Genomic DNA, 13,741 nt, shown 5'->3' on the forward strand with positions numbered 1-13,741 from the left:
ACGACCAGCGGCACGCCCAGCGACACTGCCTTGGATGCGGCGATCACGCCTTCGGCGATGACGTCGCAGCGCATGATGCCGCCGAAGATGTTGACCAGGATGGCTTTCAGGTTGGGGTTCTTCAGCATCAGCTTGAAGGCTTCGGTCACTTTCTCGGTGGTGGCACCGCCGCCCACGTCGAGGAAGTTGGCCGGCTCGCCGCCGAACAGCTTGATGGTGTCCATGGTGGCCATCGCCAGGCCGGCGCCGTTCACCAGGCAGCCGATGTTGCCGTCAAGGGAGATGTAGGCCAGGTCGAACTTGGAGGCTTCGATTTCAGCCGGATCTTCTTCGTCCAGGTCGCGCATGGCAACGATTTCCGGATGACGGAACAGGGCGTTGGAGTCGAAGTTGAACTTGGCGTCCAGTGCGATGACCTTGCCGTCGCCGGTCAGGATCAGCGGGTTGATTTCGGCCAGCGAGGCATCGGTTTCCCAGTACGCCTTGTACAGGCCTTGCAGCTGCTTGCGCGCGTCAGCGATGGAGCCGGCGGGCACACCGATCTTGGAAGCGATCGAGTCAGCGTCGGCATCGGTCAGGCCGGTGGCCGGGTCGATCTCGACCTTGTGGATCAGTTCCGGATGCTTTTCAGCGACTTCTTCGATGTCCATGCCGCCTTCGCTGGAGGCCATCAGCACGACGCGCTGGCTCAGGCGGTCGGTGACCATGGAAACGTAGAGTTCCTTCTTGATGTCGGCGCCTTCTTCGATCAGCAGGCGGTTGACCTTCTGGCCTTCCGGGCCGGTCTGGTGCGTGACCAGCTGCATGCCCATGATGGCATGCGAGTATTCCTTGACCTGGTCGAGCGACTTGGCAACCTTCACACCACCGCCCTTGCCGCGGCCGCCCGCGTGGATCTGAGCCTTGACGACCCAGACCGGGCCTCCAAGAGGCTCGGCTGCCTTGACTGCTTCCTCAACGGAAAAGCACGGGATACCGCGCGGAACCGTCACTCCGAACTTGCGGAGGATTTCTTTGCCCTGATACTCATGGATTTTCATGCGATTTTGTCTTTCTTTGAATTGAACAATCGAGGATGGCGGCTTTCTTTCCGGTGCCATTTCAAATGGTCCGGCCCTCCCCCTATGCAGGAACTCCTGGAACCGACTCCCCGCCTGGTACTCCGGTGGCTAGAGCGTGGGCGGATCCACGTGCGCCAGCATGGCCTCGAGCCCGAGCAAGTACGAGCGTATGCCGAACCCCGCAATCAGCCCTACCGCAGTCTCCGCCAGGACGGAATGCATGCCGCGCTTGTCGAGGTTGGTCATATGTACTTCGATGTATGGGAACGGCACGGCACGCAAGCAATCCCTTAGCGCGTACCCCGCGTACAGAAACCCCGCCGGATTCATGACCAGACCGTCAATTCCCTCACCCACTGCCCTGTACAAACGACTGATCGCCTCGCCTTCGACATGGGTGTAAAAGATCTCGATGGAATAATCGTTGCATCTTGCATGCGCCTGTAGCATCGCATCCAGCTCAAGCGCGGTGGTGGTGCCGTAGAGTTCAGGCTGACGCCGGCCGAGATAAGCCATGTTTGCACCCTGCACGACAAGAATTTTCTTCATTTCACTCTCGCATTCTCAGGCACATGCCCGGCCAGCGCCGGTCAGAAGCACGAGCTTTCCTTCTACCTTGCCGCTTTTCTGCAGCTGGAGTGCGCTCGCGAAATCATGCATGGAGAATTGCTGCATGATGCTGGGCTTGATCTTTCCCTGAATGTACAAATCGCACAGCTCCTTCTGGACACGATGAATCTTGTCCGGCGTCCGGTCCCGGTAATCGCTCCATTGCAAACCACAGGCCGTGATGTTTTTGACGAGGAGGTAGTTCGCCTTGATCTGGGGAATACGTCCGGCGGCGAACCCGATCACGACTATCCGGCCACACCAATCCAATGCTCGCAGACTGGCATCAAAGACATCGCCGCCCAACGGATCGAGCACGATCGCGACGCCCTTTCCCCCGTTCATGTCGTAGACCTGATTGCGCAACGACTCGCGCACATCAGGCAGATCAAGACGAACGACGTGATGGGCACCATTTCGCCGCGCGAGGGCACCCTGGGCATCATTGGCAACCCCGGCGAATACCGTCGCGCCGAGCGCCCTTGCAATCTGGACGGCGGCAAGACCGACACCGCCTGCGGCGCCATTGACAAGAACGCTCTCTCCTTCCTTGAACTGCCCACGCTCGACAAGTGCGAAATACGCGGTCTGGTATGCCAGTCCCATCGCCGCCGCATCGGCAAATGTCATTGCATGGGGAATGTGGAAGCACTTATCCTCCTGCACGACGATCTTCTCAGCGTAGGCGCCATACTCCACTTGCACGGCCACGCGATCGCCCGGCCTGTAACCGGTCACCTTTGACCCGACAGCCGAAACAACCCCCGCCGCATCCTTACCGGGGCTGAACGGGCGCGGAGGAAGAATCTGGTATTCGCCCTGGATCACAAGGATATCCGGATAATTCACGCCCGCAGCGTGGACGTCGACGACGACCTCATCGGCTGCGGGTTCCGGATCGTTCACCTCCTCGACGCGGAGTGTCTCAGGTACACCATGTTCCCTTACCAGTACTGCCTGCATTTGCAGTCTCCTATCCATTTCTTCGCAATTGGGTTCGGTTGAGGCCAGTTGAACGCAGTGGCCTTGCCGTCAAGGCGGATGCCATTGCAAGGCGTGTGCCACGTGGAATCACCCCAGGACGGGATCGCCGATTTTCAGGGGTAGCGCATTGACTTCATGCGCATTTCCAAATCCTCGACATTGCGGAAGCGCTCAGTAGTCCACGCGGCATGACGGCTGCAAGCACCAACGATTTGTCGTTCGCGTGCACACCATGTCCTCCGCGGCGGCAGGAGTGTTTTCGTTGTTGACACTTGTCTCGTGCATATGAAGCCTCCCGCGCCCGCTTCCACACTCGGATGTGCTTCGACTACCGATGACGCAGGCCCATCAGGCATACACAGGCGCAATGAACGCGCGCGACAGCGACACGAACTTGCCCGTGGCGCAGACAGCCACCGCGGAACGTGTGTATCTCGGTGTCAAAAAAGGATGGAATGGTAATTGCTGATCCGCCCCGCCGACGTCTTGTCATCCGTAGAAGGGATGACCGGAATACCGCAGGCGAACACCCACAGGCAGTCGACAGAGGAGAAGGACTAGATGCGCAGGCCAACAGACCAGGAAGCAAGGGGCATTCTCTTGGTGATGAACGACGTAGTCGCAACGGAAGAACAGGAATTCAACCATTGGTATCAACGCGAGCACATGCGTGAGCGGCTGCAGGTGCCCGGCTTTCGCAGTGCCCGCCGATATCGGTGCGTCGATGACGGCCCGCGCTACATGGCGGTGTACGAGTGCGACAGCGTAGAGGTGCTGCAGTCTCCTGCCTATCGCCACCGGCTGACGCATCCGACAGACTGGACCAGAAAGATCATGCCGTCATTCCGGAACATGTTGCGGTCGGCATGCCGGGAAACATGGAACATCGGAGACGTCACAGGAGGCGCCGCGCTTGTCATCAAATGCAAGCCTGATACCGGAAAGGCAGAACCGGCACGCCGCTTTATCCATCACGTTCTGGCCGGGCATTTATCCGCATCCTCCAGCACGACACGCGTGGCGCTGTGGGAAGGCGATGACGGGATTACTGGTCCGGCGACATCGGAATCCGCACTCCGCGCCGGCGCGGACGACCGGGCTGAGTGGGTGATCTTTGTCGAGTCGCTCGACGTCGACGAAACAGCGGCGGCATTACGCAACGTCATCGCGGGAAGCAGGGCGGAAGAGGCCGGACTCCAGGTCGGGCCGTGGTCGCGCTACCGGCTGATGTGCATTCTTCATAGCGGCTCAGGCGTATTCCCTGCGAACGGGGAAGCCGAGGATAGGCCGCCGGGCCAGGGAGCATTCCCCACCCTCTCCATCTATTGACATGGAATCACCGGGTGCAGCAATACCGACCAACAAACTACGTCGTTTTTTTAAGAAGGGAGAAGAAAATGAAATCGTTGTACCGCATGTTCGCATTTGGCCTCGCCGCAGGTGCATTCGTGGTGCCATCCTTTGCGGAAGAAAGGGCGACAGCTGAAGAAGCGGTTGCCCTGGTCAAGAAAGCAGTCAGGTACATCAAGGAAAACGGCAGGGAGAAGGCATTTGCGGACTTCAACCATCCCGCGGGACAGTTTCGGGATCGTGACTTGTATATCTTCGTACTGGATTTCGAAGGAAAGGTGTTGGCCCAGGGCGCCAATCCCAGAATGGTCGGAAAGAATATTCTTGATCTTCGCGATGTCGACGGCAAATACTTCGTCAAGTCCTATCTGGGAATTGCGCGGGAAAAAAGCCACGGATGGGAGGAGTTCAAGTGGCTGAATCCATCAAATGCCGCCATTGAAACAAAGCGGGCGTATGTGGAAAGGTATGACGATGTGGTGGTCGGCAGCGGTATCTACAAGGCCGCGAAGTAGTTAGGCAGCCTCCTCGTGCAGGCGCGAGGAGGTCGCCATTCAAATTCCGGGCAAGTCTCATGCTGCCGGGATAATCCCGGCAGCGCGGAACTGATCCCAGAGCCCGAAAAACATTTCCTCCGTATCGACGCTTTCGTGGAAACCGAATCGGCGTGCCTTGCCCATGTCGGAAATAATGTCGAATTCTGGCGTGAAAACGAAATCGCCGTAAGCCCAGGACACGATCTGCTCGTAAGGCACTTTTCTCAGGCCATAGCGTGAAACGATACGATCCCAGATGGGCCCCTTGTCCGCCATATATTTCACCAGGCTTAGCTGGCGCCGCGGACCGACCTCCATGTGAAAATAATCAGCGATCCGTGGCCAGGTATTTTCCCAGCGGATCAGGTCGCCATTCGTGATGTTGAACGCCTCGTTGGCGCAACTTTCGTTCGTCGACATCCAGACTATCGCGCGTGCCAAAAGTCTGGAATCGGTGCATTGGTACAAGGCGTGAAAATTACCCGGACTACCGGGATGGGACAGAGGCAGGCCAAGTTCCTTTGATATTGCCGCATAAACGGCAATCACCATCGTCAGGTTCATCGGATTGCCCAGCGCGAATCCGCAGATGGCGTGCGGGCGGACCGACGAGTAAGTCCACTGCTTTCCTTTTTGGCGCTCGACCAGGTAATCCCACTGGTCGTAATAGAAGTTGGGAGGCATGTGGCGTGCGTCACCTTCCTTCGCAGGGGTCTTGAACGGTCCAAGGTGATTCCCGTACCACTTCGTCCCGTGCACAAGATGAATGTGCTCAAGATCGGTAGCGTTCGCCTCGACCGCTTCAACCAGGTTGCGCAAGAGCCTGACGTTGCTCTCGACCCAGTCCGTCAATTCCGGTCTGTCCACGTAGGCTGCGAAGAATATATGCGTGATTCCCGTCAGGTGCCCCAGTTGTTGCCGACAATTTTCCGCGTCAAGCAGGTCGACGGCAACATGTTCGTACTCGCCCGGGACGTCCGGCTTTCTCCTCGAAAGAACGACGATTTCCCATTCTCCCGTATCGACAAGATGTTTAAGTAGGTTGCGTCCGACAACCCCAGTCCCGCCAGCAATTAATGCCTTTCGTTTTGCCATGATTTGTTGATCGTGTTGATTGGTTGGTAGTCCGCTGCAGAAGATGACCGTCTTGCAGCGAACTTCTTGCCTGAGTGCTGCCTACATCTTCCTGTTCTTGCGAATACTGTCGATCTCAGAGTGGAAAAGCCGCAGGGTGTCCGGGTCGTAGCTGGCCTCGAATTTCTCGATCACCGGCTTGCTGATCTGTTGCATGCGTACTGCCTCGGCCGGCGACAGTTCGTTGATCACCATGCCCTTCTCTTTCAGTTCAGTCAGCGCCTGGCCGGTTGCGGCGCGGCTTATCTGGCGCTGATAATTCCTCGCTTCGACAGCCGCATCCTGGAGAATCTTTTGCTCCGCAGGGGAAAGCTTGTCCCAGAATTTCTTGCTGACGATGATGGCAAATGCATTGTATGTGTGGTTGGTCTTGGTCAGGTACTTCTGCACTTCATGGAACCTGTTCGACAAGATGATGGCATACGGATTTTCCTGTGCATCGACCGCGCGTGTCTCAAGGGCAGTGAACAATTCACCGAATGCTAGCGGCACCGGATTGGCCTTGACGGCCTTGAAGACATCGATATACACCGGGTTGAGCATGACCCGGATCTTCAGCCCGTCGAGGTCTTCCGGGCGGCTGATAGGCCGTTTGCTGTTCGTTACATTGCGAAAGCCGTTCTCCCAATAGGCAAGACCGACCAGGCCGTGTTGCGGCAGCCTATCCATCAGCCGCTTTCCCAGCGGGCCATCGAGCAAGGCATCGGCTTCCTTTTCGTTTGACACGATAAATGGAAAGTCCAGAACGCCGAATTCCTTCACAATGCCGGTCAAGAACGATGTCCCAGGTGCCATCATTTCTTGAGTGCCTCCCTGCAACGCGGCCTGCTGCTGCAGTTCATTGCCAAGCTGGGAGGAAGGAAATTCCTTCACCTTGATCTTGCCAGCGCTCCTGGCGGTGACGATTTCCGCGAATTTCTGGACACCCTTGCTTACGGGATGATCCTTGTTCAAGAGGTGTCCGAACCGGATCGTTCGCTCTTGGATCTCCTGGGCCATGGCCGGGACCGCGCTGTGCAGGGTAGCCAAGAGCGCTGCTCCGATGACGAGTGCGCGACGAAGTGAGGGATTTTGCATTGTTGATGTCTCCATTTGTTAACTCATGCTGTAATTGGTTGCGACCGGTTTGTTTGACATTGCGTTACCTGAACCACGCTGCGGGCGCGGTGACAAGCACAGGAAATAAGGTCATCAGGAACATCGCGACGGTCAGCGCAACAAGGAAGGGCATGACACCCCTGACGACGCCATCTATGGGAAGCCTGCCTACGCCGCAGACGACGTTCAGTACCGTACCTACCGGAGGGGTAATCAGTCCGATCGCGTTATTCATGACGAACATCACCCCGAAATACACCGGGTCAATGCCGGCTGCGGTGACAACCGGCATAAGCACCGGCGTCAGGATCAGCACGGTGGGAACGAAATCCATGGCGGTCCCGACGACAAACACGAGCGCCATGATCATGAACATGAGCAGAATCTTGTTGCCGAGAAAAGGCTCCAGCAATTCGACGACTTCGCCGGGAAGATCTGCCACTGTGATCAGCCAGGACGCGACCATCGACGCGGCAACCAGAAACATCACGACGCTGGTTGTCTTGGCCGCATTGACAAATGCGTTGAAAAGGGTACGCCCGTCGAGCCTGCGGTAAACAACGCCGCTCACCAGTCCCGCATAGACCGCGGCGATCACGCCGGCTTCGGTCGGCGTAAAGACGCCGAACTTTAGACCGCCGATGATGATCACGGGAAGGAGCAGCGCCCAAACGCCGTTTACAATCGCCTCAAGCACATTGCGCAGCGGCTGCCGCGGCTGGACGGTCTCCGCCTGTCCACGGCTTAAAAACCACCAAGTGACCGTCAGGCTGAGTCCAAGCAGCAGTGCCGGCACAATACCTGCGATAAACAACTTCGTGATCGATACGCCGGCCACGACACCAAAGATGATGAAGCCGACACTCGGGGGAAGTACGGGCGCAATAATGCCGCTGGCGGCAATCAGGCCGGCGGAGCGATTGACGTCGTAGCCCGCCTGTCTCATCATCGGCAGGACGATCGCTGCCAGGGCGGCCGTGTCGGCGACTGCCGATCCGGACAAGCTGCCAAGGATAATTGCCGCGATCACTGTGACATAACCCAATCCACCACGAATGTGGCCGATCATCGCCTTCGCGATATCAATGATCTTTTGCGACAGTCCGCCTTCATTCATCAGCTCACCAGCAAGAATGAAGAAAGGAACGGCTAGCAAAGGATAGTTGTCCGCGCCGCTGATCAGGTTCTGGGCGAGAATCTGGGCATCGAACAGTCCCATGAGAAGCATCAGCGCAACGCCTGACGCCAGCAGCGCAAACGCGATGGGCATGCCCAATGCCATGGCTCCAAGCAGTGAGCCGAGGAAAACCGTGATAGTCATTTTGCCACCACCTTTTGCACGCGCGCGGAATGCGTTGCCGTGCCCGCCGGTTCGGAATGCGAAAAATCCTTGTGCGAGCGTTCGAATGCGGAGAGGTCTTCGGATTCGACGCTCAAGATCAATTCTTCTTCACTAACGTTCCCCCAAAGGATGCTGTACAGGTGCAGGATGATCAGGACGCAGATGCCGGCCCCGGCAATGACACCGGGAAGATAGAGAAACGACATCGAGATTCCGGCAACCGGCGAAGATGTCGCCGCGTTGATCAGCATCTGATTCCAGCTTCCGGTGAAGAGCAAGGCAGATGCGAACAGCATGGTGAGGTTGCTGGCGACGGCACAGTAGAGCTTTCCCCTTCTTGAAAGGGCGCGCACCAATGTGTCGACACCCAGGTGCGTGTGCTCGCGTACGGCGATGACTGCGCCGAAGAATGTCATCCACACAAACAGGTAGCGCGACATTTCTTCTGAAATGGTGATCCCTGAATTGAAGCCGTAGCGCAGCACGACATTTCCGAAGACAAGAACCACCATGGCAGCCAGCATGGCCGCAATGAGGACTTCAATGACCTTCATGGTGCGGTCGACGAGGGTGGTGGTCATAGATCGCGCCCTTTCAACAGCATGGGTGGGCAAGCGGGTTTCTTCATGGCTCTCTCCTGGTTTTTATAATGACGATGCGTTGGCGAATGTCCGCGAACGCCGCCGACGCTATATCGCAATTTCCAGACCAGCCGTGAAATGCTTTGCTTCAGAAGGAAAAAGCCGGCATGGTTGCACCAAATGCCTGCATCGCAAACAAGCATGGTGTCTGCGACGCCAACACTTGTCTTGATCAAGGACATAACGCACAGGATGCGAGCCCCGGCTCCCGCCAGTGCGGAACGACCTCATCGTCGATGGCGGGATGGAAGGAGGGAGGGAAAGGCGGACAGCGTGCCGAGAGACGGATCGAGTGACGGATTCCAAAAGCCTGAGACGGTCACTACAGCGTGCCCTGTTTTTGAGCTATGAACGCCGCTGAAGGTAGTGCCACACACTGCTGGCATACCAGCGTCCCCCGTAGGGGCCGGTAAGGCCCTGCTTGTTCAGTTCCGCGGCAATCGCCGCGAAGGATTCGCCTTTGGCGCGGCTGGCGTGGATGCTTTCCAGCAGGCAGAGGACCTGCCGTGTAGCCGCCGGGGCTGCGGGTTTCATGCGCAACGCCCGGTCGTGTAGCCGGGAGTGCCGGTCGCGGGCGATCGATTCCGTGTCCTTGAGCAATTGCTGGAACATGAAATAGCGTCTATCCATCATGCAAACCTTACGGATGTGACCGGCACATGTACTGATTGCCTTACACGCGTTCGACGATCAGGGCGACGCCCTGCCCTACGCCGATGCACATGGTGCATAGCGCATAGCGTCCGCCGATGCGCTCAAGCTGGTTTAGTGCTGTGGTCACCAGCCGTGCGCCGGAGGCGCCGAGCGGGTGGCCGATGGCAATCGCGCCGCCATTCGGATTCACGTGCGGCGCGTCGTCGGGCAACCCGAGATCGCGGGTCACGGCGAGAGCCTGGGCAGCAAACGCCTCGTTGAGTTCGATCACATCCATCTGGTCGATGTGCAACCCGGTCAGTGCCAGTACCTTGCGTGTCGCCGGGGACGGACCGAAGCCCATGATGCGCGGCGCTAGTGCCGCCGTTGCCATGCCGAGAATGCGCGCACGCGGCGTAAGTCCATGCCTTGACGCGGCCGCCTCGGACGCAATCAGGAGCGCGCAGGCACCATCGTTCACGCCGGAAGCATTGCCGGCGGTGACCGTCCCGTCCGGCCTGACAACCCCTTTCAGCCCGGCCAGTGCATCCAGTGTTGTGTCGGCGCGCGGATGCTCGTCGGTGTCGAACCGTTTCGGATCGCCCTTTTTCTGTGGAATGGCTACCGGGACAATCTCGCGCGCGAAGAAGCCCGCCTCGTGCGCAGCTGCCCAGCGCCTCTGGCTTCGCAAGGCAAAGGCGTCCTGGTCCGCGCGCGCGATGCCGAATTCCATCGCGACGTTTTCGGCCGTCTCCGGCATCGAGTCCACCCCGTACAGGGCTTTCATCCGCGCATTGATGAAACGCCAGCCGATGGTCGTATCCTCGATCTTCATGCTGCGCGAGAAGGCCGCCTCGGCCTTGCCCATCACGAACGGTGCCCGGCTCATGCTTTCCACCCCGCCGGCAATGACCAGACCGACTTCGCCTGAGCGCACGGCGCGGGCGGCCGTGCCGACCGCATCGAGGCTCGAGCCGCACAGCCGGTTGATGGTGTTTGCCGGTACCTCGACCGGCAGGCCGGCCAGTAACGCCGCCATCCGGCCGACGTTGCGGTTGTCCTCGCCGGCCTGGTTGGCGCAGCCGTAATGCACGTCATCGACCGCCTGCCAGTCGACGCTGCCGTTGCGGTCCATCAGTGCCTTGATCGGCAGTGCGCCGAGGTCGTCGGCACGAATCTGTGCCAGGGTGCCGCCGTAGCGGCCGAAGGGGGTGCGTACAGCGTCGCAGATGAATGCGGAATTCATTCGGGTTCCTCTCGTCGGGAGTGCTGGAAAATCATGGATGGAAGCGTTTGCCGCTCCACACCTTTTTTTGGATGAGCGGCGAGACGCGATACCGGTCCTCGCCGTATGCCTGGGCGAGATTGGCCAGGACATGCATCACGGTGTCCAGGCCGATACTGTCCGCCCAGGCCAGCGGCCCGCGCGGATAGTTCACGCCTTTCTGCATGGCGACGTCCGCGCCTGCGGCGTCGCAGACGCCCTGGTTCACCGCGTCGGCAGCCTCGTTGGCCAGCATCGCGACTGTGCGCATAACCGCCATGCCCGGGACATCGGCCAGCCGCGACACGGCATAGCCGGCCGACTGCAGGAAGCCCAAGGCTGCGCGGTATGCCTGCGGGTCGCATTGCTCGGCAGCCGACACGGCCAGCCTCGTCGCCTTGCCGTAGTCGAGGGCGAGGTCGAACAGCACGAGGTTGGGCGTTCCCGCCTCGATGGTGCGCTGCGTTGCGCTGCGGCCATCGGTTAGGCAAAGGATAGCGTCGCCGCATCGAATCTGCGATTCGCCGCCGGGAAGATCTTCTCGCGCCACGGTCACCCCCGCCGCCGCTGCGCGCGCGACGATGGCGTCGACCGTGGGATGCCGGCCCGATACCGTTACGCGTGACGGTGCCGCCAAGGCATCCTCGCTTTCCGGTTCCGCTTTCCTGCCGTCGTCGTACCGGTAGAAGCCGCGCCCGCTTTTTCGTCCGAGGAAGCCGGCATTCACCAGTTCCTGCTGCACCAGCGAGGGCGTGAACCGCGGGTCGTTGAAGTAGGCGTGGAACACCGATTGCGTCACGGCGAAATTGACATCGTGTCCGATCAGGTCCATCAGCTCGAACGGCCCCATCCGGAAACCGCCTGCCTCGCGCATGACGGCGTCGATCGTCGCAGGACCGGCAGCCTGCTCGTTCAGCAGGCGCAGTGCCTCGGCATAGTAGGGACGCGCAACGCGGTTGACGATGAAGCCCGGCGTGGACTTCGCGTGCACGGGCGCCTTGCCCCAGGCAAGGGCCGTATCGAAGATGCAGGCGGCGGTGCGTGCGTCGGTCGCCAGTCCGCTGATCACTTCCACCAGCGCCATGAGCGGCACCGGGTTGAAGAAATGCATGCCGACGAAACGGCCGGGCAACGCCAGCTTGGCCGCCAGCGCGGTCACGGAGATCGACGATGTATTGGTGGCGAGGATGCAGTCCGCCGCGACCACCTTTTCCAGGTCCGCGAACAGCTGCCGCTTGATGTCGAGGTTTTCGACGATGGCCTCGACCACCAGCCCGGCATCGGCCAGGTCGGCGAACGTACCGGCGGCCTGCAACCGTGAACCTGCCGCGTCGGACTCCTCCGGCTTCATCTTCCCCTTTTCGGCAAGCATGCCGAAGGTCTTGCGGATGCCGGCAATTGCCTTTTCCACCGCGTCCGCGCGCGTGTCGTACAGCTTCACCTTGTGCCCGGCGGCCGCGGCAATCTGGGCGATTCCCGAGCCCATCGCGCCGCTGCCGACGACAGCGACGATGGAAGACTTCGTCAGTGCGGTACTCATGGATTCCTCCTCAGGACTTGTCGTTGTCGGTCGTCAGGACGACCTTGCCGTGCACCTTGCCGCTTCCGACCAGGGAAAGCGCTTCGGCGAACTGCTCCATCGGGAAGGCGCGCATCACGCTGGGCCTGATCTTGCCGGCACTGTAAAGGGAAAAGATTTCCGCCTGCACGCGGCGCACCCAGGCGGGGTCGCGGTCGCGGTAGTCGCTCCATTGCAATCCCGACACGGCGATGTTCTTCACCAGCAGGTAATTGGCCTTGATGGACGGAATACGCCCGGCGGCGAAGCCGATCACAACCATGCGCCCACGCCAAGCCAAGGCGCGCAGGCTGGCATCGAAGGCATCGCCACCAAGCGGATCGAGCACGATATCCGCGCCATGACCATTGGTTGCCTCACGCACTTGTCGGCGCACGGCTTCATGCAAGTCATCCGCCCCGAGGTCGATGATGGCGTCGGCGCCGTTCTCGCGCGCGAGCCGGGCGTGGCCTTCTTCACGGACGCCGGCCAGCACTGTCGCGCCGAGTGCCTTGGCAATCTGTACGGCGGCGAGCCCGACGCCGCCGGCGGCGCCATTGACCAGCACCGTCTCCCCGGGGCGAAATTGCCCGCGTTCGACCAGCGCGAAATGCGCGGTCTGGTAGACCAACCCCATCGCGGCTGCGTCGGTGAAGGGCATGGCGTCCGGAAGCACGAAGCAATTCGATGCGCGGGTGACCAGCTGCTCGGCATACGCGCCGTGTTCCACCTGCGCCACCACGCGGTCGCCGGGTTTGCATGTTGTCACGTTCTTCCCCACCGCTCTCACGACGCCCGCGGCATCCTTGCCGGGAGAAAAAGGACGCGGCGGCAGGATCTGGTACTGGCCCCGAATGACCAGAAGGTCTGGGTAGTTGATGCCGATGGCATGGACATCGATCAGTACCTCGTCGCTGCCGACCGCGCGAGGGGGGATTTCTTCAATCTTGAGGGACGCGGGTTCCCCGTGCTCCCGGATGAGAATGGCACGCATGGTATTTTCCGTACAGGGTTCGACGGGCGGCAATGCCGCCCGGGTTAAATGGGATGGAGGGATGTCCTAGTCGAAGCCGAAGTCCCGGTTGGCTTCACCGAGCTTCGGGTACGTCGCGCCAATTGCATCCGCGCGGAACTCCGTCGACACCGGCACTGGCAGTGCCGTGGTGCGGCGGCCGTTGCTCTCCAGTTCCCTGGCAAACAGGCCGCGCGCGCGAAAGTGCTCGTCCTGCATGGCTTCCTGCATCGAAGCGACGATGACGCTGCAGACATCCTTCCCTGCAAAGCGCGCGCGCCAGTGGGAAGCCGGCTTTCCGCCGATGATGGCGGCGACCGCGGCGCGGACACCGGCCGGATCCTTGCTGTCATCCAGCAGTTCGCGCGGCGCCTCGATGGCGTCGATGAAATTGCTCCAGAACTTGTCCTCCAGCGGTCCGGCAGCCACAAAACGGCCGTCGCTGGTACGGTAGACCTGGTAACGCGGCGAGCCGCCAGTGACGAGTTCGCCGCCCGGCACCGGCCATCGCCCCGCCAC

The 13,741-nt window shown here is 60.1% G+C and carries 14 protein-coding genes; 2 read left to right on the forward strand and 12 right to left on the reverse strand.

What is annotated here, in order from left to right; genetic code table 11:
- The 3 genes from sucC to AYR66_RS27295 all read right to left on the reverse strand — a co-directional run.
- Nucleotides 1-1,040: ADP-forming succinate--CoA ligase subunit beta (sucC, locus tag AYR66_RS27285; protein WP_088710678.1), on the reverse strand; the 1,040-nt coding region annotated here is incomplete at its 3' end.
- 129 nt (nucleotides 1,041-1,169) lie between these two features.
- A complete protein-coding gene (locus AYR66_RS27290; RefSeq protein ID WP_088710679.1) occupies nucleotides 1,170-1,610 on the reverse strand; it encodes a type II 3-dehydroquinate dehydratase in 441 nt (146 codons plus the stop codon).
- A 15-nt stretch (nucleotides 1,611-1,625) separates the two neighbouring features.
- Complete coding sequence (locus AYR66_RS27295) at nucleotides 1,626-2,633, reverse strand: NADPH:quinone oxidoreductase family protein (RefSeq protein ID WP_088710680.1); 1,008 nt, start codon at nucleotides 2,631-2,633, stop codon at nucleotides 1,626-1,628.
- A gap of 621 nt (nucleotides 2,634-3,254) precedes the next feature.
- Here AYR66_RS27295 and AYR66_RS27300 point away from each other — a divergent pair.
- Both AYR66_RS27300 and AYR66_RS27305 read left to right on the forward strand, forming a co-directional pair.
- Nucleotides 3,255-3,983, forward strand: coding sequence for a DUF4286 family protein (locus AYR66_RS27300; RefSeq protein WP_206047370.1), 729 nt, complete (start codon nucleotides 3,255-3,257; stop codon nucleotides 3,981-3,983).
- 14 nt (nucleotides 3,984-3,997) lie between these two features.
- Nucleotides 3,998-4,519 carry a cache domain-containing protein gene (locus AYR66_RS27305; protein WP_234815104.1) on the forward strand — a complete coding sequence of 174 codons (522 nt, stop codon included), beginning with the start codon at nucleotides 3,998-4,000 and terminating at the stop codon, nucleotides 4,517-4,519.
- A gap of 57 nt (nucleotides 4,520-4,576) precedes the next feature.
- Here AYR66_RS27305 and AYR66_RS27310 read toward each other — a convergent pair whose 3' ends face one another.
- From AYR66_RS27310 to AYR66_RS27350, 9 genes are all read right to left on the reverse strand, one after another.
- A complete protein-coding gene (locus AYR66_RS27310; protein ID WP_088710683.1) occupies nucleotides 4,577-5,635 on the reverse strand; it encodes an SDR family oxidoreductase in 1,059 nt (352 codons plus the stop codon).
- 81 nt (nucleotides 5,636-5,716) lie between these two features.
- Nucleotides 5,717-6,766 (reverse strand): TRAP transporter substrate-binding protein, encoded by a 1,050-nt coding sequence (locus AYR66_RS27315; RefSeq protein ID WP_234815105.1) that lies wholly within the window; start codon nucleotides 6,764-6,766, stop codon nucleotides 5,717-5,719.
- 49 nt (nucleotides 6,767-6,815) lie between these two features.
- Nucleotides 6,816-8,093, reverse strand: a complete 1,278-nt coding sequence (locus AYR66_RS27320; protein WP_088710685.1) for a TRAP transporter large permease subunit — start codon at nucleotides 8,091-8,093, stop codon at nucleotides 6,816-6,818.
- The gene (locus tag AYR66_RS27325) at nucleotides 8,090-8,695 is read right to left on the reverse strand and encodes a TRAP transporter small permease (RefSeq protein ID WP_088710686.1); all 606 of its coding nucleotides are present in this window, start codon (nucleotides 8,693-8,695) and stop codon (nucleotides 8,090-8,092) included. Before AYR66_RS27325 ends, AYR66_RS27320 begins: the two co-directional genes overlap by 4 nt.
- 405 nt (nucleotides 8,696-9,100) lie before the next feature.
- Nucleotides 9,101-9,388, reverse strand: coding sequence for a recombinase family protein (locus AYR66_RS27330; protein WP_088710687.1), 288 nt, complete (start codon nucleotides 9,386-9,388; stop codon nucleotides 9,101-9,103).
- A 40-nt stretch (nucleotides 9,389-9,428) separates the two neighbouring features.
- Nucleotides 9,429-10,634 carry a 3-oxoadipyl-CoA thiolase gene (gene pcaF, locus AYR66_RS27335; RefSeq protein ID WP_088710688.1) on the reverse strand — a complete coding sequence of 402 codons (1,206 nt, stop codon included), beginning with the start codon at nucleotides 10,632-10,634 and terminating at the stop codon, nucleotides 9,429-9,431.
- A 31-nt stretch (nucleotides 10,635-10,665) separates the two neighbouring features.
- Complete coding sequence (gene paaH, locus AYR66_RS27340) at nucleotides 10,666-12,192, reverse strand: 3-hydroxyacyl-CoA dehydrogenase PaaH (RefSeq protein ID WP_088710689.1); 1,527 nt, start codon at nucleotides 12,190-12,192, stop codon at nucleotides 10,666-10,668.
- A gap of 10 nt (nucleotides 12,193-12,202) precedes the next feature.
- Nucleotides 12,203-13,204, reverse strand: coding sequence for an NADPH:quinone oxidoreductase family protein (locus AYR66_RS27345; protein ID WP_088710690.1), 1,002 nt, complete (start codon nucleotides 13,202-13,204; stop codon nucleotides 12,203-12,205).
- Nucleotides 13,205-13,270: 66 nt separating this feature from the next.
- The coding region (locus AYR66_RS27350) for a CoA transferase (RefSeq protein WP_170942397.1) at nucleotides 13,271-13,741 on the reverse strand (471 nt) is incomplete at its 5' end.

Origin of the sequence: Noviherbaspirillum denitrificans (genome assembly GCF_002211445.1) — a bacterium.
Lineage (GTDB): Bacteria > Pseudomonadota > Gammaproteobacteria > Burkholderiales > Burkholderiaceae_D > Noviherbaspirillum > Noviherbaspirillum denitrificans.

Coding starts and splice junctions, on each gene's coding strand:
- AYR66_RS27290 (WP_088710679.1), bottom strand. CDS start 1,610: ATGAAGAAAATTCTTGTCGTGCAGGGTGCAAACATGGCTTATCTCGGC.
- AYR66_RS27295 (WP_088710680.1), bottom strand. CDS start 2,633: ATGCAGGCAGTACTGGTAAGGGAACATGGTGTACCTGAGACACTCCGC.
- AYR66_RS27310 (WP_088710683.1), bottom strand. CDS start 5,635: ATGGCAAAACGAAAGGCATTAATTGCTGGCGGGACTGGGGTTGTCGGA.
- AYR66_RS27315 (WP_234815105.1), bottom strand. CDS start 6,766: ATGGAGACATCAACAATGCAAAATCCCTCACTTCGTCGCGCACTCGTC.
- AYR66_RS27320 (WP_088710685.1), bottom strand. CDS start 8,093: ATGACTATCACGGTTTTCCTCGGCTCACTGCTTGGAGCCATGGCATTG.
- AYR66_RS27325 (WP_088710686.1), bottom strand. CDS start 8,695: ATGACCACCACCCTCGTCGACCGCACCATGAAGGTCATTGAAGTCCTC.
- AYR66_RS27330 (WP_088710687.1), bottom strand. CDS start 9,388: ATGATGGATAGACGCTATTTCATGTTCCAGCAATTGCTCAAGGACACG.
- pcaF (WP_088710688.1), bottom strand. CDS start 10,634: ATGAATTCCGCATTCATCTGCGACGCTGTACGCACCCCCTTCGGCCGC.
- paaH (WP_088710689.1), bottom strand. CDS start 12,192: ATGAGTACCGCACTGACGAAGTCTTCCATCGTCGCTGTCGTCGGCAGC.
- AYR66_RS27345 (WP_088710690.1), bottom strand. CDS start 13,204: ATGCGTGCCATTCTCATCCGGGAGCACGGGGAACCCGCGTCCCTCAAG.